Source organism: Bradyrhizobium ganzhouense (assembly GCF_049949285.1).
Classification (GTDB): domain Bacteria; phylum Pseudomonadota; class Alphaproteobacteria; order Rhizobiales; family Xanthobacteraceae; genus Bradyrhizobium; species Bradyrhizobium ganzhouense.
The window spans coordinates 1,766,289-1,783,913 of record NZ_CP181318.1 but is presented as its reverse complement, the minus strand read 5'-3'; the positions used below and the strand labels follow the sequence as shown (position 1 = coordinate 1,783,913).

Here is a 17,625-nt window from a genome sequence, read left to right as displayed (position 1 = left end):
ACTTCCCCAGCGACGTCGAGTTGACGGCGGACGGCCTGTGTCATCGTAGCGCTTCGGGTGTCATAAAGCGCCGAACCAGCACCAGTGTGGACAGGACTGGGTGAAAGGGCGGCTTCACCTCCAGCGCTTCTCCTCAGTATCGTAAACACCGGCGAGCGGATTACTCACGGCCATCAGCTCACGTTTGAGCACTTTATTGCTAGCGGTAGTTCTGGGCAGCACCGGAGTGAAGGCGATGTACCGCGGCAGCTTGAACACGGCAAGACGAGCCCGAGCATGTTCGACGATGCGCTCCACGGATAGATCGCCAAGCGTGACACCTTCTTTCAGCTCCACACAAATCTTGACCTCCTCACCGTGTTTGGCATCTTGAACGGGCACGGCGGCTACATCCGCGATCTCGGGAATCTCGCGGATGACCGCCTCAACCTCACGCGCAGCGATGTTTTCGCCCGAGCGTCGGATCATGTCCTTCGTGCGTCCCACCAGCCAATGAAAGCCCAACTCGTCTCGCCGAAGCAGGTCTCCCGTCTTGAACCATTCTTTCTTGAACGAGGCGGCATTCGCTTCCGGCCGATTCCAATAGCCATTGAAGATTCCGCGACCACTGACCCACAGCTCGCCTACTTCGCCCACCGGAGTGGGAGTACCATCGTCACTCATCAACTTTAAGTTACGAAACGGCGCACGAAGTCCCACCGAACCAGATTCGGCCATCTCATCCAAATTGTTCGGCATTTGTGTGCCGAACCAAATTTCTGTCATCCCAAAAGCATCCTGAGTAATCACTCGAAAGCGCTGCCGAAATTTCCGTACCGTATCAGGAGTCCAGCCCCAATTGAGGGTCTGCTTCAAGTTTGTCGCTCCGTCCTCGTCGGTCGCCTCGGCCTCGCGGGCGACACGCTCGAAAAACACACACCACTCAATTCGGTACTGCTTGAGCCAGCCGATGAAGCGTGTCGGACTGAATGTCCCAGCGAGGTAAAGGGTGCCGCCCTGTCGATACGACCTCAGAAGATACTGTTTAGTATCCCCGTAGGAGAACGATTGTGTTGACAGATACCTCTGGTATGCTTGCCCGTCTCCGCACGTCCCCTGGTACGAGCTCACACCCCAGTAATCGTGCGTCAACATGCAGCCCTTCGGAAAGCCGGTTGTCCCGGAGGTGTATTCAATGTTCAACAAGTCATCGGGTCGGATATCTTCTTCCACCCGTGAGCCGTCGACGCCCTTGAGCAAACCATCGAGGGAAATGGTTGCTCCATCGGAAGGCTGTCCAATGAGAATAACTCGCTCGCTGGCGAGGTCTTGCGGCCAGGGATCCATCGAGAAGAACACAGAGCATGCAGACTCGTCGACGAAGGCGAACTTGGCCTGCGTATCGCTGAGAACGTACTCGATCTCCCTAGGGGTGTAGCGCATGTCGATCGGGACCATCACCGCACCGAGTTTGGCGATCGCGAACCATAGGATCGGAAATTCGATTCGATTTGGCAGCATCACCCCGATGCGATCGCGCTTGCGTACACCGAACAAGCGCAACGCATGTGCATATTTGTTGGATGCATGGTCCATTTCGGCGTAGGTAGCACGCTGATCGCGTTCGAAGACGTCGATCGCGATCGTCGAGCCATGCGTCTTTGCGCGCCTCGAAACCAATTGTCCTATCGTGATCGTCTCATACGCGGATTCCTGCTCCTCTATCTTGCGCAGCGCCATCGCGACGCGCTCTTGCAACTGAGGCTGTGTTGATTTTGTGGGGATCATCGTTGGAGAAACCTTCGGATTTTCGATTTTCGAGCAGACAACGCTAGGTCTGCAAATAGACGCAACTGCGCACTGAGTTGCCAGCCACAAGAGCGCCCCCGGTGTAGCGAATTTTGAGCCGCAGCACGCTTTCCAATGCTGTACGTTCCTTGGTCGTTAAGGGTTACTCTCAGTCGTTACGGGTTACGTCTCATAGACTAGACAGCGGGCTGAGACAGATCGTACGTCATCAACAAGGATGTGCCACTACCTGTTCTGGTGGGGAAAGTGCATTGCGCTTTGAAGAGCCGATGTTGCCAAGTTTCAGCATTCAAAAGTGGCCAAGCGTTAGCACTGTAGCGGGGGCGGCTATCGAATATTCGTCATCTACAAACCGCTACGTTAGCAGGGGTGTCACTCATGCTCCACAATGTGAACTTCCCACCACGATCACCACTTTTTATCCTAGGCACTACGAGTGCTCGGAAAACTCACCTGGCTATGTCATTGATGAGAAGCGTTTTGCCGGTTGGGATTCAATCCCGCGGGAATGCTTCGTTCGGCCGCGCCCGTTCTGACAAGGATCGCACGTTGGGAGAGCGACGCGGGCGATACAAGGACCATTCGGCGGAGGATCGATAGATTCGATCTGGCCGGCTTCAGCGGCCAGCCGGAGCGTCTGCGATGTCAGGATTTTTGCGGTGTTTTCTGAGCAAGGCACGATCCCGTGTTCAAGCTTGAACAACGGGTTGCGGTATCTCGATCGCATTGATGTTACGCGCTTGCCGGTCGAGCGGTTGCCATTGCCTGTCTCGGGGCCGTACGGTTGAGGAGGTCAACAATCAAATCGTCGCTGGCGTTCAGAACAAACCGAAGCACTGCCTGGATGATATCGGCCCAGGTGCTGTTGCGCCTGCGCCAGCGCTTGAGCAAGCGCAACTCGTTGCGGGAGTCCACGATGAGATCAAGTTCAGAGGTTATGCCCCCGCTTATCAGCCACAACCTCTAGCACCGGAGGTGCGTACCGTGCGGCGGGAACCCAACGGTTCCCAGGTGGTTTTCCTGCCGAAGTAGAGGAGTGTGAGTTTGCGGCCACAGTGCTTGCACCGGGCTGGACCGGCGAACATGGCGTCAACATGCTTGGGCGCGCGGTGATGCAGACTGGTCGGAACATTGCTGCTGACCAATCTGGGAAACGCCTCGAACCTGTCCCAGGTTACAACCCTTGGTGTTGGGCGTCAGCGTCAACCATTGGTCGCGCTTTGCAGCGACTGTCTAGATCTTCGCCAGTGACGCTGCTTCTCGCCGCCACAGCCACCTTGCTATGGGCATGGGCGCCGCCGGTTCTCAATGTGAAGTCGATGCCAAAGTAGCTTGGTCACTGCCAGGATGTGTCGCGGTTGGCCTGCTTCACCGGTAGACCGAGGCTGTAATCGTGGATTCAGCAGAGCGCCCGTCGCGCGCTGTCCAGTTCACTGACCTTGTCGAACACTACCTTGACCGCCTCGTCGACACGAAGATCGGGAATTCCTCATAACGGTCTCTAGCCTTCACGAAGCAGATGGGGCTAATATAGTCAACCGACCGACTCCCCACGGCGGCTCCTCCTAGCGGACCGAGCGCGACCATTTGCGCGACCATTTGCGCGACCATTTGCGCGACAGATCCAACCCATACTCGTTGACGCTGCTCTTGAGTTCGAGCAACATGTAGTTATTGCCGTTGCCGCGGCGCATAATTGGACTCCTGGTCGACTAGTATCGGGTCGGTCTGTGAAGAATGCAGATCGGCCTGAGAGATAGGCAGAAGTCGTCTCGATAAAGCATTCGATTTTGCAGGAAAGCTGGGTGTCGGGCCGCGCTTTCTTGCGTTTTGGACTTCGCTTTCGAGCGATTCGTGATTGCCTGATGGCGGGGCCTTGGAGAAGGCGATGAGCAAACCGCGCGATGATCGCCAGAAAGACCTGTTGCTTCCGGCCCTTTGATCAAATCGTCGACGTCGGCCACCCGCTGGTGCGGTTGGCGGCGCTGATTGACTGGAAGTTTCTGGATGGCCGCTTTGGTTCGGTGTGCCAAACCGGTCCGGGGCAGCCTGGCCTGCCGACGCGGCTTGTCGCCGGCCTGCTCATCCTGAAGCACATGCACAATCTCTCGGATGAGGTCTGTGCGCCCGCTGGATCGAGAACCCCTATTACCAATACTTCTGCGGCGAGTTGAGCTTCTGCTACCGGCTGCCGTTCGATCGATCGTCGATGACGCGCTGGCGCCAGCGGCTCGGCGAGGAGCAGCTCGTCGCGCTGATCCAGGAAAGCCTGTCGGTTGCGCATAAGACTGGCGCGATCGGTTCCAAGGACCTGGAGCGGGCCATCATGGTCGGCCACTATACCCACGCTCATCAGTTCAAGCGCGCCCGGCGCCAACTCAAGTCTTGCGGACGCAACTTGGCCGGATCATCCGCGACATCCGCCGCAAGATTGATGGCGATGTGGCGCTGGAAGCTCGCTTCGGCCCGCTGCTCGATCTGGCGTAGCGGGTGCGCACCCAGGATCAGCATCAGCGCGGCCCCAAGGTCTATGCGTTACATGCGCCGGAGGTCGAGTGCATCGGCAAGGGGAAGGCCCGCGCGCCTTACGAGTTTGGCTGCAAGGTCAGCATCGCCACCCCCGTGACGTCCCCGAAGGGCGGACAGTTCGTGCTCCATGCCAAGGCCCTGCATGGCAATCCCTTCGACGGGCACACGCTCGGCCCCGTAATCGCCGACATGGAGAAGCTCACCGGCGTGGAGGCTCGCCGCATCCACATCGACAAAGGGTACCGCGGCCACAACCACCCGCACCGGTTCAGGGTTTGGATCTCGGGTCAGGCCCGCAGCGTCACGGCGTCCATCCGTCGAGAGATGAAGCGTCGCGCGGCTGTCGAGCCTGTCATCGGCCACGTCAAGGCCGAGCACCGCATGGACCGGAATTATCTCAAGGGTCGCATCGGGGACCGCATCAACGCTATCCTCGCCGCTGCAGGCTACAACTTCGGCCTGCTCCTGCGATGGCTCGCAGAACTCTTGCGTGCCATCATCCGGACCTCGCCGAAACTGTCCCGGCTTAAAAGGTCGCTTAAATCAGCGGTCGTCAGCGTTTTTCACGGAGGACTAAAGGATCGAACGACATTAGCTGCCCTGCTTTCCGGCGCGTTCAGCGCCTGACACCCGAATCAGGAAAAACCCATGTCTCGGCAGGCGGCAACGTCGGGGAGCCGATACCGACACAATCGACAACCGCGACCGCAGCCACAGAACGAACGCGAGGTCTATTGTCTGCGAAGGTGGACATCCGCCGAAGTGGTTAGTGACGTCTATATGCCGCGCCAATTGTGCTCGGCAATCCAATATCTCACTAACAAGCGCGAAGCCCATTGTCCTTCCATCACTTCCTGACGAGCATTGCGGCAACCTGCGCGACCGACCCATCGAGAGCGTGTTTTCTCGTCGCCACGAGACGGCAGGCGCGAAGGATGCCTTACGCCGATTACGTCCAGGCTCATGATGTTCAAACTGGTGATTGAAAAATTCGCGGCATCGACCCGTCGATGACGCAGCGTCAACGTAGCACGACCGAGTACGCTATCCGACATATCCTGTCAGTTTGTCGGGGCCGCGACCAAGGCTCTTTCTATTCCCTTCTCTCGACCTCAGGCCAACTGGCTGAGAAGCAAGCAAAGACTTTCCTTTTCGGTTGGACTGGGCCAACTGGCACGCGCTTTGCTGGTCTCATTGCGTGGCGGCAAGAGCTGATCGGCATGCGCGTCTTGTGGAACGTCAATTCAACAGAGGAAAGAACCATATCGCCATATCAGGTCTGCCGCAAAATGACTTGCGGCGATAAGCCACCAGTCAGCCCGGCTAATGCCTTCTGCCCTCACGGCCGACCAACCTAGGACGTGCGATGCTAGGATCTCCGTCGCGACGATCGGTCCCTGCGACCAAGCTTCTCGTTGTCGCTCGTCGGCGTGGTGATCCATACCCGATACGAGGAGATCTATATGAGAAAAGTCGTCGCCGCTAAGCTTCATGGCATCACCGTAACCGATGCGGACTTGAACTACCACGGTTCAATAACTCTGGATCCAGATCACTGCGATGAAGCGGGGATTTTCCCACTGGAGTTCGTGGACATCTGGAACAAGGCGTCAGGCGCGCGAATCAGCACGTACGTCATTTACGGTGAGAGGGGGTCTCGTTGCTGTGTGTTGAATGGAGCCGCTGCCCGTACCTGCCAAACCGGAGATGAGGTAATCATTTGCTCCTCCGCCTACGTTGAGAAGGATCAAATCGCAAAGATGAACCCGCGAGTGCTAACGTTCAACCGAGACAACTCCATTCGTGAACGCATGTTCTACGATGTTGGGATCAACCATGATGGAATAATGACATTCACTGTTCGCGAGACCCCTCCTGATGGCAACGCCTTGAAACTGCCGAGTCGGGCTAATTGCTGATAGCTCACTGGGCAGATCGAGCATCAAGAAGCGGAGACCCATTCTGCCCTAGCTCAGATGCCATGAGTTTTCCGAGCCCTCTCATGGACCTGACCTTGCAACTCACCTGGAAAGTAATTTGCTATGCAATTGGCGCTCATGTATGGCGGCCGTTCCGTAGAGCACGACTGGTCGATTGCGATGTATAATGACGTCGCTGACGCCCTCAACAATGCTCTCGATACCGATATTTTGCCTGCATTAGTCTACTACATCTCCCGATTCGGGGACGTCCTCAGGCTCGTGTTGGAATCAAGGCGCCTTCCCAAGCACGACGAATTCACCGCTCGAGCCGAGTTGTATCCGCTTGCTTCTCTCGCTCAACTACTAAAAAACGACGGCCTCTTTGTCTTTTCACTTCTTCAGGGCCAAGACGGAGAGGATGGCCAGATCCAGGCTCTCTCCCAATTCTACGATATTCCGGGTAGCTTTGGTGACAAGACTGCGGCCGTGCTCTCAGCAGACAAATATCTGCAAGGCATAGTTGCCAATCGACTTTGCCCCGAGTTGACCGCCATTCCAACGGTTCAGGTCACCCAAGGCAATCTTGACTCTGGCATCGCAGAGGCCCTGCGGCGTCTTACTAGCCCGTGTGTCCTCAAACCGAATACGCTAGGAGGGTCCTTCCTAACCGAATGCATAGACGAACTCTCAGAAGTCAGCCTCCGCTCTTACTACCAACGGATCGCTCCTTATGACTTTTCGTTCTTGGTTCAGCAGCGAATTGTTGGAACAGAGTACACCTGCGGCGTGCTAGTCGACCGCCATGAAGTCTCGGCCCTACCGATTGCGCGGATCAACAATCCCTCTGGCTTCCTTGGGTATGATCAGAAAACGCTGAAGGGCAGCTACTCTGTTGAGTTCCACGACGTAGATAACATCCTTCAAACTCGTATCGCGTCGATTTCCACGCAGATTGCTCGAGATTTCAAGCTCCATACATTTGGGCGCATCGATTTCATCGTCGACAAGCAGCAACGTGTTTACTTCTTTGAAGTCAACGTGGTCCCGGGGCTGACGTCAGGAAGCATCTTTCCCAAGATTCTTGCAAACGCTGGCTTCGACCTCTGCCACATCATTCGGCTGGCTGCCTCCAATGAAGTATATCAACGGCACCGAGAAGAGGTGCGTAAAATTGAGACGAGCCGGATCCGCTATGGAGTGGCATCACCAGTGACATCCTAGTGGTCTATCACAGTGATTTTGACTCTTTGGCGGTGGCTGGATAGGCGCGGCCGAGTTTGGCGCGGGCTTTGTCGATTGTGAACATCCATTTGATTCGGGCTCGGGTTTTATTTCGCCGCCGTTGCCATGCTGTGATCTCATTTCGGAGCCTTTTGGGGTCGTCGATGCGGCGGCCGAGACACTGGCGCTGAAGCACGCTGATCTCGCACTCAACCATGTTGAGCCAACTGGCGTGCTTCGGGGTGTAGTGGAATTCGAGGCGGCACAGGATGCGTCGGGCCTCGGCGGGCGCGAAGGCCTCATACAGCGCCCCAGGCTTATGGATCGACAAATTGTCCTGCACGACACGGATGCAGGCGGCGTCGGGATAATGGACGTCGACGAGCTCACGCATGCAGTGGGCGTAGTCCACGGCGGCGCGGCGGTCGGTGAACTTGACGTTGCGCCAGCCCCGATACGGATCGAAGGTGACGAAGAGATTGACGGTGCCGTTGCGGCGATACTCGTAATCGTAGCGCTCGCGCTGTCCCGGTTGGGCCGGGACCGGCTGGCGCACCTCGCCGATCAGCTGGACGGGGGTCTCGTCGAAGCAGACCAGCGGCAGGGCGAGATCCGGCGTCTCGGCGTAGAGATCGAGCACGTCCTCCATGCGGGCGACGTATTCGCCGTCGACATGGGGAATGCACCACATGTCCCTGCGCCATGGCTTGAGGTCGTTCTCGGCCAGCCGGCGACCCACGGTCTCGCCCGACAGGCTGTCGTGATCGGTGAGCTTGACCATCGTGTCGGCCAGCAGCGTCAGCGTCCAGCGTTTGCGGCCGGCAGGCGGCTTGGCGCATGCCGTCGCCACCAGCAGGGCCTCCTCCTTTCCGGTCAGCTTGCGCTCTGCGCCCGGACGCGGCTCCTCACTCAAGGCCCGCTCCAGATTGCCTTCCACGAAGCGGCGCTTGGTCCGGCTGACGGTGGAAAGGCTGACACTCACGGTCCGGGCAATCTCCTCGTCGCTGCAGCCCCTATCGGCCGCCAGCAAAATCTGCGCCCGCTTGAGCTTGTGGGCGGCGTGCTTGCCGCCGCCGTGCATCGTCGTCAGTTCGTCGCGCTCGGCTTGGCTCAATTCGACCCGATAACGTACATTCATGCTTTGCCTCCTTGTCGGAGGCCGGGACGAATCGATCCATGAGTCAAAAATCAGGCGCGCGCTTAACCGAGAAGCAGGGGCACTACCTCGCTTTCATCCATACCTATTCGTACATGTTCGGACAGCCGCCCGCCGAAGCCGACATTCAGCGCCATTTCCGCGTCAGCCCGCCGTCAGTCCACCAAATGATCGTCACCCTCGAACGAAACGGTTTCATTCGCCGTCAGCCCGGCGTTCCCCGAAGCATCGAGATTCTCCTGCCACCCGAAAACTTGCCGATCCTCGAATGGCTCGGTATCAAAACGTCAAAATCACTGTGATGAACCACTAGTAGTGTCACTCGTCGCTTGATCCCCGCGCGATGTACGACTATGTTCACGACCCTTGCCGCCAATTGTTGTCCAGTCTTGTGTCCGCCCCGGAAGTGATCGATGATGATCTCGGCCATTTAACCGCCGGCGGTGGCAAACGCATTGCTTCGAGCAGATGATGGTGGAGGCGTGCGTCGGTAGGATTGGTGCGGTTTGCGCCCGCGAGGTCTTGCACCTCGTTCGCAGCAGCCGGGACTGGCAGCATCTCGTCGATATGTGCTGCGTAGTCGATAGTCCTCCGTGAAGAACGCTGACGACCGCTGATTTAAGCGACCTTTTAAGCCGGGACAGTTTCGGCGAGGTCCGGATGATGGCACGCAAGAGTTCTGCGAGCCGTCGCAGGAGCAGGCCGAAGTTGTAGCCTGCAGCGGCGAGGATAGCGTTGATGCGGTCCCCGATGCGACCCTTGAGATAATTCCGGTCCATGCGGTGCTCGGCCTTGACGTGGCCGATGACAGGCTCGACAGCCGCGCGACGCTTCATCTCTCGACGGATGGACGCCGTGACGCTGCGGGCCTGACCCGAGATCCAAACCCTGAACCGGTGCGGGTGGTTGTGGCCGCGGTACCCTTTGTCGATGTGGATGCGGCGAGCCTCCACGCCGGTGAGCTTCTCCATGTCGGCGATTACGGGGCCGAGCGTGTGCCCGTCGAAGGGATTGCCATGCAGGGCCTTGGCATGGAGCACGAACTGTCCGCCCTTCGGGGACGTCACGGGGGTGGCGATGCTGACCTTGCAGCCAAACTCGTAAGGCGCGCGGGCCTTCCCCTTGCCGATGCACTCGACCTCCGGCGCATGTAACGCATAGACCTTGGGGCCGCGCTGATGCTGATCCTGGGTGCGCACCCGCTACGCCAGATCGAGCAGCGGGCCGAAGCGAGCTTCCAGCGCCACATCGCCATCAATCTTGCGGCGGATGTCGCGGATGATCCGGCCAAGTTGCGTCCGCAAGACTTGAGTTGGCGCCGGGCGCGCTTGAACTGATGAGCGTGGGTATAGTGGCCGACCATGATGGCGGCGCGCTTCGCCAGGCGCAGATAGCTCCGGCGCAGCGGCACACGGTTGCGCTTGGCGAATCCGACGAGCTTAGTGATGCCCCGATGCATCAGCCGCGCGTCGGTCGGATGGGCAACGGCCTTGGGCTGTACCGTGTTATCAACCACCACCCGCTCCAGGTCCTTGGAACCGATCGCGCCAGTCTTATGCGCAACCGACAGGCTTTCCTGGATCAGCGCGACGAGCTGCTCCTCGCCGAGCCGCTGGCGCCAGCGCGTCATCGACGATCGATCGAACGGCAGCCGGTAGCAGAAGCTCAACTCGCCGCAGAAGTATTGGTAATAGGGGTTCTCGATCCAGCGGGCGCACAGACCTCATCCGAGAGATTGTGCATGTGCTTCAGGATGAGCAGGCCGGCGACAAGCCGCGTCGGCAGGCCAGGCTGCCCCGGACCGGTTTGGCACACCGAACCAAAGCGGCCATCCAGAAACTTCCAGTCAATCAGCGCCGCCAACCGCACCAGCGGGTGGCCGACGTCGACGATTTGATCAAAGGGCCGGAAGCAACAGGTCTTTCTGGCGATCATCGCGCGGTTTGCTCATCGCCTTCTCCAAGGCCCCGCCATCAGGCAATCACGAATCGCTCGAAAGCGAAGTCCAAAACGCAAGAAAGCGCGGCCCGACACCCAGCTTTCCTGCAAAATCGAATGCTTTATCGAGACGACTTCTGCCTATTTCTCAGGCCTTTAACGCCAGATCGAGAAGCGCCGAGAGCCCCGCTAGTGCGTCGATGCTGACAGACGACTGCTCGGCGTTAGGCCTACTGCCCGGTCAAACATCCATGCTGGAACCTCCAAACATCGATTTGCTTGCGATCCATCCGCGAACAGCGGAAAGCGGCATCACTCGCCTTCCATGAACGCACGCTCGGCGACCGAACGAAGAATGATTTCGATAAGGAACCTCTTGAAGACGGGTCCTGTGAGCAACTCTCAAACGCTACGGCACAATTAGGTCCGTGCAAATAGAACGATCGGCAACAAGCCGCCGATATCGCTGATCAACCATCCACAGGCGATTCCGCGAATGGGGCGCGTAGCGCTGGAACACTCCAACGCCGGCTGGTCCAAAGTTGGGGAGCACTTCACCCAACGGCGAGGGCGAACTCAGACTGGATAAGACTCACAGGGAAGATCCGAAACGCGAGGATTACTACCGAATTGAGTAGGTTTCTTCCTCCAGGATCGTCAGGCAAGTGGTAGGAGCCGCATCCGGCAGACGTGCGTCACGGTATAGAAAACATATCGAGACGTCGGGCGAACTTCCGGTTGCCACTCCACAGCGGGCGGCGACTTGGGAGCGTGCTTGTCCATTGAACCGAGTTGGTTGCGAAAGAGACGAGAGGGAGATGACCACATGAGTCGATTTAGCGGGCCGCTTGAAATGAAAAGTATCGAAGCTCTGGAATCGAACGTTCGTACGTACTCACGTTCATTTCCGGCCGTTTTCAGTCGAGCCCGCGGCTCTATAATGCTAACAGAGAGCGGTCGAAAAATTATTGACTTCCTCTCCGGGGCTGGAACGCTAAATTATGGCCACAACAACCACGAGATCAAAGCTGCAATTACCGCCTATCTAGCCTCGGACGCCGTGGTCCATGGACTCGACCTAGCTACTCCTGCAAAGATCGACTTTATGGAGACCTTCAGCTCTGTCATACTTCAGAAGCGGGATCTACAATACCGTTTTCAATTTACGGGCCCGACAGGGGCAAACGCGATCGAGGCATCTCTAAAGCTCTCACGCAAAATCACTGGACGTCAGAATATCATCTCGTTCACAAATGGATACCACGGCATGAGTTTAGGAGCGATCGCTGCGAGCGGCGATCTCTTTTACCGCTCAGCCAGCGGCGTTCCGTTATATTGCGCGACTTTTATGCCCTATGACGGCTATCTTGGCCCTGCCAATAATACGGCTGATTACCTTCGAAAAGTGCTCGCGGACCAAGGCAGCGGTATTGATCGGCCAGCTGCCATTCTCGTCGAAACTGTTCAGGGAGAGGGCGGGATAAACGTAGCCAGCAGGGAATGGCTGCAATCTATTCAGACCATAGCAAAAGATGTTGGGGCTGTTTTCATAGTTGACGATATCCAAATGGGCTGTGGCCGTACAGGTGATTTCTTCAGTTTCGAGTTCGCAACGTTGTCGCCAGACATTGTGGTGATGTCAAAATCGCTAAGTGGATTCGGTCTCCCGCTATCAATGTTGTTAATCAAAGAGGAGCTGGATGCCTGGCGGCCGGGAGAACACACTGGTACCTTTCGGGGAAACAATCTTGCACTTGTATCTGCAAAGGCTGCTCTGAATCTATATTGGCGTTGTCGGACATTCTCGCAGGAAGTTCGACGCATGGGAGACCTTATGAGAAGCCGACTAGAGGCCGTTGCGCGCGAGCATGGAAGTACGTTTTCAGTTCGTGGGCGGGGCATGGCACTAGGGTTCGATTGCAAGAATACCGAAATCGCAGAGAGTACGTCACGCAAGGCCTTTGGAAAGGGATTAATTGTCGAAAGGTGCGGGCCCACTGATCAGGTGGTCAAGTTCTTACCCGCACTCACGATCGACGACGAGACGCTAAGGCAAGGCCTCGATATATTTGAGGAGTCGTTGACCGAAACGCTGAAGTTGGCCAAGAGCAGCTAATACACGGTGTCGTAGACGCCGATCGAGCTTGCAGTAAGACCGAAGTTTCGACCATCGGTGGGTCGGGTTTTCTGGCTTGATCATCATGGTCGCGGGCTGGTTGTGGATCGCGTTTCAGCAGCGTTGCGGCGGCTGGTTGTCGATCGCCTCGTTGGGCCGTTCTTCGCAATAGATCGTCCCAAGTCTCCACCTGAAAGCAGGCCACAACAATGCCCGCGTCTAGCGAAACTGCTGTCCGCTAGTTAGTCGTCCGTTAAGAAGCCGCTTGCAGCGATGAGCGGTCGCTGATGGCAGCGATGAGGGTGGCCAGGAAGAGGCGCCAAAGAACTCTCAGCCTGGCGAGGATGCGGCGGAAGTTGTAGCCGACGGCGGAGAGGATGACGTTAGCCGCATCGCCGGCGCGCCCTTTGAGATAGCAGCGGCCGAGGTGACCATCGGCCTTCAGGTGTCCGATGATGGGTTCGATGGCGGAGCGGCGGCGCAGCTCGCGCTTGATGACACCGAAGACGCCGCGCTTCTGGCCGGAGATGAAGATTCGGCGGGAATTTTGTGCGTCGTGGCCGCGGTATCCCGTGTCGACATAAGCCCGCTCGATCGCGCAGCCGGTGAGCATCTCGGTGCGGTCGATGACGTCCCGCAAGGTGTGACCGTCGTACGGGTTATCGGGCAGCGCCCTGGCGTGCAACACGAACAGGCCACCGGGAGCGCGGCGGTTGTTGGTGACGATGGAGGCCTTCACGCCGAACTCGTAAGGCGCGGCGGCCTTGCCTTTGCCGATGCACTCCACCTCCGGGGCGTGAAAGGAATAGAGCTTCCAGCCGCGCTGGCGCTGCTGCTGCGAGCGGATCTGCGAGGCCCGGCCGAGCGGGAGGGCGAAGGCGTTCTCGAGCACGGCCTGACTCACGGCCTGACCTTCGATCTTGCGGCGGATATCACGGATGATCCGGCCCAGCCGGGAGCGCAGGATACGCAACTGCCGCTGATGCCGTTTGAATTGCTTGGCATGGGCGTAGCGCCCCGCCATCATGGCCGCGGTCTTGGCAATGCGAAGATAGGACTGCCGCAGCCTGACCCCGTACTTCCTCGCCAAACGGTTGAGCCCCTTGATCGCCGCATGCAGCAGCTTGGCATCGGTCGGGAAGGTGATGGCCTTTGGCTGCACGGTGGTATCGACCGTGACCCGCTTGAGGTCTTGGCCGCGTAACGCGCCGGCCTCGTGCGCCACCCGCAGGCTCTCGGCCAGCAACAGCTCCAGCTTGTCGCCGAGCCGCTTGCGCCAATGGCTCAGGTCCGAGCGCTCGTGCGGGAACGCGTGCTGAAAGAACTCTTCGCCGGTGAAGTACTGGAAATACGGGTCGTGGACCCAACGCTCGCACACCCCCTCATCGGACAGGCCGTAAATGTGCTTGAGCAGCAACAGCCCGATCACGAAGCGCGTCGCGATGCCCGGCCGACCGTTCTCGCTATAGAGCGGCGCGATCTCGCCGTCGATCCAGTCCCAATCGACGTTGCCGGCGAGCTGAACCAGCTCGTGCTTCATGTTGACGATCTGGTCCAGCCTGGCCCCGAACAGATCGCCCGATCCCGTCGTCCTGTGCTTCTTCGGTCGCATCGCCACCTCCGATGCGACCACGGAATCATGACTGGCGATTCGACGAAATCCTCAAAATGAAATTGCAAGGTTCCGATGCCCGACGCATCAAAACCCTGCAATCCCAAAACCGTGCACAAAGACAAATGAGATTCTGGCTCAGTCGCTTAGCCGCTCTTCACGGACGACTAGTTAGCGAGCCCCCGGCCTCGTTCTGCGAAGTACGCATCCAAGAGAGAGGTATTGAGGTGTCTTGCAAGATCGAAGCCGAGTCCTCGCCCCTCCAGATCGACGACCATATTCGCTGTGATTGGCGAGTTTTGACGTCTCGACTCGCTGAGCCTTTGCCGCTGATCAATACCATGCCAAAGCTCATGCGACCATTTTGGTATGATCATCGCGAGACTAAGAACTCAGGATTCGAGACAGCATTGACAGGTAGTGTGACTACAAGATCGGTGGTAGCGCCGCCGCGCCACACAATGCGCACCTCAGGCTTATCGCGGGCGCAGCGACGCATGACGACCTTCTCGATCAGACAGCGTAGGAGCACCTTGCGGTGGTCGCTGCGGGTCGCCGGGTTGTCCCATTGCGCAGGAAGGCGATTTCCAAGGACTATCACCTTGGCACGCAGATCGTGCGGAACGCCCAAGGGCTCATTGGCCTTGGGTATCTTGCCCTGGGTCAACGCTTCCTCGGCTCGCGCAAAATAGAGCGGCTTCCCACCGCCGTTCCAGTTCGCCAGTCACCTGCCGGTTGTTGGGGGGCGGCGCGATTGAACTGGCGCTCATTGCGGCGCGACAATCAAAGTGACAGTGGAGCGTCAATCAGGATGAGAGAGCTTCGCCGGGCTCGTGACGCAGGGAGGGCGTAGCCCGACCGGAGTTACGAGCCCGGCGACGGCGCGATCCACAGAGGACCGCGCCGTCTGGTGATCGCGGCTGGCTGGTTATGCAAGTGGTTCTTCCGCCAAGAGGAATCACTCGTTTGCCAGGCCAACACGTCACAGATCACCAGATGAGGCTCTACATGAAGTACCGTCAGACCGATACCCCGCCCGTGGCCGCCGCCAAGGCCTCGTTCAGCACCTCGACCGCTTATCGGATCGAGAAGGATATTCGCCTTCCATCGCAGAAGAAGGACGCCCGCAGTCGTCGCCGGCCGGACCCGTTGGCCAGTGTGTTTGAGACAGAAGTGGTGCCAATGCTCAAGGCCGCCCCCGGCGTGCGGCCGGTTGCGATCTTCGAGGAGATGTTACGGCGCCATCCTGAGCTCGGAGCTGGAATCCGCCGCACGCTGGAGCGCCGGGTCCGCGCCTGGCGGGCGATCCACGGCGAGGAGCAAGAGGTCATCTTCTGCCAGACCCACGAAGTGGGTCAGGTCGGCCTGTCCGACTTCACCGACGTGGGCGAGCTTGGGGTCACCATCGCGGGCGTGCCGCTCGATCATCGCCTCTATCACTTCCGGTTGGCCTATTGCGGATTTGAGCACGCCCATGTCGTGCTCGGTGGCGAGAGCTTCGTCGCTTTGGCCGAAGGGCTGCAGAATGCCCTGTGGTCGCTCGGTGGGGCACCGCGGGAGCATCGGACCGACAGCCTGTCGGCCGCCTTCTGCAATCTCGATCGTAATGCGAGGGACGATCTGACCCGGCGGTACGAGGACCTCTGCGCCCATTACGGCATGCGGCCTTCCCGCAACAATCGCGGCATCGCCCACGAGAACGGGGCGATCGAGAGCTCGCATGGCCATCTCAAACGGACGATCGCCGATGCGCTGCTGTTGCGCGGCACTGCCGACTTCGACGATCTCGCCGCCTATCGCGGCTTCATCGACGAGATCGTTAGCCGCCGCAATGCCCGCAACGCCAAGCGGATCGACCACGAGCGCGCCACCCTGCAGGCGTTGCCAGATCGCCGTACCTCGGACTACGAGGAGGTGATTGTCCGCGTGACGTCAAGCGGCGGCTTCACCTTGCGCAAGGTATTCTATACCGTGCCGTCACGCCTGATCGGTCACCAGCTGCGGGTGCGCCTTTACGACGATCGTCTCGACGTGTTCGTCGGCGGCACCCATCTCGTCACCCTGCCGCGTGGGCGGCCGCATCCCAACGGCAAGCACGACCAGGTCGTCGATTATCGGCACGTAATCCATTCCTTGCGGCGCAAGCCAATGGCGCTGCTCAATCTCGTTTACCGTGATCGGCTGTTCCCGCGCGATGTCTATCGCCGAACCTTCGATCGCTTGCGCGAACGATTGCCGGACAGGAAAGCCTGCCGGCTCATGGTCGATCTGCTCGCGCTGGCGCACGAGCGCGGCTGCGAGGCCGAACTCGCCGGTCAGCTCGCCGCCGACCTCGACACCGGCCAACTGCCCGACCTCGGACGGCTGCGCGCCCACTTCGCGCCCGATCCTGCCTGCGTGCCGCAGGTCATGGTGCAGCTTGCCCCGCCTGCCAGCTATGAGTGCCTCATCGGCGCCGGCCAGATCGGAGACGCCGCATGAACACGGCCAACACCGTCGACACCGCCCGCCTCAATCTATTGCTCAACGAGCTGCGGCTACCCGCCATCAAGGTGCTATGGCCACAGTTCGCCGAACAGTCCGACAAGGAGGGTTGGCCGGCGGCCCGCTTCCTCGCCGCCATCGCCGAGCACGAGATCGCCGAACGCGGCCGCCGTCGCGTCGAGCGCCATCTCGTCGAGGCGCGGCTGCCCGCCGGAAAGACCTTCGACAACTTCGACTTCGAGGCTGTGCCGATGGTCTCCAAGGCGCAGGTGAGCGCGCTCGCCGCCGGCGATGGTTGGCTCGGCAAGGGCGCCAATCTGCTGCTGTTCGGTCCGCCCGGCGGCGGCAAGAGTCACTTGGCAGCAGCCATCGGCTTGGCCCTCATAGAGAACGGATGGCGCGTCCTCTTCACCCGCACCACCGATCTCGTCCAGAAGCTCCAGGTGGCGCGGCGCGAGCTCAACCTCGAGGCCGCCATCAACCGCCTCGATCGCTTCGATCTCTTGATCCTCGATGACCTTGCCTACGTCACCAAGGACCAGGCCGAGACCAGCGTGCTGTTCGAACTCATCAGCGCGCGCTACGAGCGGCGCTCGATGCTGATCACCGCCAATCAGCCCTTCGGCGAATGGAATAGGGTCTTCCCGGATCCCGCCATGACGCTCGCCGCCATCGATCGTCTCGTTCACCACGCCACCATCGTCGAGATGAACGTCGAGAGCTATCGCAGGCGTACCGCGCTCGAACGAAAACGCGGTCCAGGACGACCGCCCTCGCACGCGACACCAAAAACACTCGCTGATTGACGCTCCGCGACAATCAGAGCCAACAAAACTCTTGCGCGCGACAATCATCGCGG

Annotated in this window: 11 protein-coding genes and 2 pseudogenes; 7 read left to right on the top strand and 6 right to left on the bottom strand. The window is 59.1% G+C overall.

Features of this window, described 5'->3' with window-relative positions; genetic code table 11:
* Nucleotides 1-114 precede the first annotated feature (114 nt).
* Complete coding sequence (locus tag ACLFLU_RS08335; protein WP_426411764.1) at nucleotides 115-1,719, bottom strand: class I adenylate-forming enzyme family protein; 1,605 nt, start codon at nucleotides 1,717-1,719, stop codon at nucleotides 115-117.
* A 1,634-nt stretch (nucleotides 1,720-3,353) separates the two neighbouring features.
* Entirely contained in the window at nucleotides 3,354-3,482 is a 129-nt protein-coding gene (locus tag ACLFLU_RS08330; protein ID WP_426411763.1) for a hypothetical protein, read from the bottom strand.
* A 194-nt stretch (nucleotides 3,483-3,676) separates the two neighbouring features.
* Between ACLFLU_RS08330 and ACLFLU_RS08325 the strand changes: the two are divergent.
* The 3 genes and pseudogenes from ACLFLU_RS08325 to ACLFLU_RS08315 all read left to right on the top strand — a co-directional run.
* Nucleotides 3,677-4,815, top strand: a pseudogene (locus tag ACLFLU_RS08325) (transposase); the annotation flags it as partial.
* 965 nt (nucleotides 4,816-5,780) lie between these two features.
* Nucleotides 5,781-6,236 (top strand): aspartate 1-decarboxylase, encoded by a 456-nt coding sequence (gene panD, locus ACLFLU_RS08320; protein WP_426411762.1) that lies wholly within the window; start codon nucleotides 5,781-5,783, stop codon nucleotides 6,234-6,236.
* A 123-nt stretch (nucleotides 6,237-6,359) separates the two neighbouring features.
* Complete coding sequence (locus ACLFLU_RS08315; RefSeq protein ID WP_426411761.1) at nucleotides 6,360-7,460, top strand: D-alanine--D-alanine ligase family protein; 1,101 nt, start codon at nucleotides 6,360-6,362, stop codon at nucleotides 7,458-7,460.
* Between the two features lie 7 nt (nucleotides 7,461-7,467).
* On the opposite strand, the gene ACLFLU_RS08310 is transcribed toward ACLFLU_RS08315, so the two are convergent.
* A complete protein-coding gene (locus tag ACLFLU_RS08310) occupies nucleotides 7,468-8,598 on the bottom strand; it encodes an IS630 family transposase (RefSeq protein WP_426411760.1) in 1,131 nt (376 codons plus the stop codon).
* 38 nt (nucleotides 8,599-8,636) lie between these two features.
* Between ACLFLU_RS08310 and ACLFLU_RS08305 the strand changes: the two genes are divergently transcribed.
* A complete protein-coding gene (locus tag ACLFLU_RS08305; protein WP_283039996.1) occupies nucleotides 8,637-8,918 on the top strand; it encodes a LexA family protein in 282 nt (93 codons plus the stop codon).
* Nucleotides 8,919-9,278: 360 nt separating this feature from the next.
* On the opposite strand, the pseudogene ACLFLU_RS08300 reads toward ACLFLU_RS08305, so the two are convergent.
* Nucleotides 9,279-10,567, bottom strand: a pseudogene (locus tag ACLFLU_RS08300) (IS5 family transposase); the annotation flags it as partial.
* A gap of 840 nt (nucleotides 10,568-11,407) precedes the next feature.
* Between ACLFLU_RS08300 and ectB the strand changes: the two are divergent.
* The gene (gene ectB / locus ACLFLU_RS08295) at nucleotides 11,408-12,670 is read left to right on the top strand and encodes a diaminobutyrate--2-oxoglutarate transaminase (RefSeq protein WP_426413940.1); all 1,263 of its coding nucleotides are present in this window, start codon (nucleotides 11,408-11,410) and stop codon (nucleotides 12,668-12,670) included.
* A 253-nt stretch (nucleotides 12,671-12,923) separates the two neighbouring features.
* Here ectB and ACLFLU_RS08290 read toward each other — a convergent pair whose 3' ends face one another.
* A complete protein-coding gene (locus ACLFLU_RS08290) occupies nucleotides 12,924-14,282 on the bottom strand; it encodes an IS5 family transposase (protein WP_426411759.1) in 1,359 nt (452 codons plus the stop codon).
* 373 nt (nucleotides 14,283-14,655) lie between these two features.
* Nucleotides 14,656-14,949, bottom strand: a complete 294-nt coding sequence (locus tag ACLFLU_RS08285; RefSeq protein ID WP_426411758.1) for a hypothetical protein — start codon at nucleotides 14,947-14,949, stop codon at nucleotides 14,656-14,658.
* 299 nt (nucleotides 14,950-15,248) lie between these two features.
* Between ACLFLU_RS08285 and istA the strand changes: the two genes are divergently transcribed.
* Nucleotides 15,249-16,763 carry an IS21 family transposase gene (istA, locus tag ACLFLU_RS08280; protein ID WP_426411757.1) on the top strand — a complete coding sequence of 505 codons (1,515 nt, stop codon included), beginning with the start codon at nucleotides 15,249-15,251 and terminating at the stop codon, nucleotides 16,761-16,763.
* Nucleotides 16,760-17,572 carry an IS21-like element helper ATPase IstB gene (istB, locus tag ACLFLU_RS08275; protein WP_426411731.1) on the top strand — a complete coding sequence of 271 codons (813 nt, stop codon included), beginning with the start codon at nucleotides 16,760-16,762 and terminating at the stop codon, nucleotides 17,570-17,572. Before istA ends, istB begins: the two co-directional genes overlap by 4 nt.
* The last annotated feature ends 53 nt before the right edge of the window (nucleotides 17,573-17,625 follow it).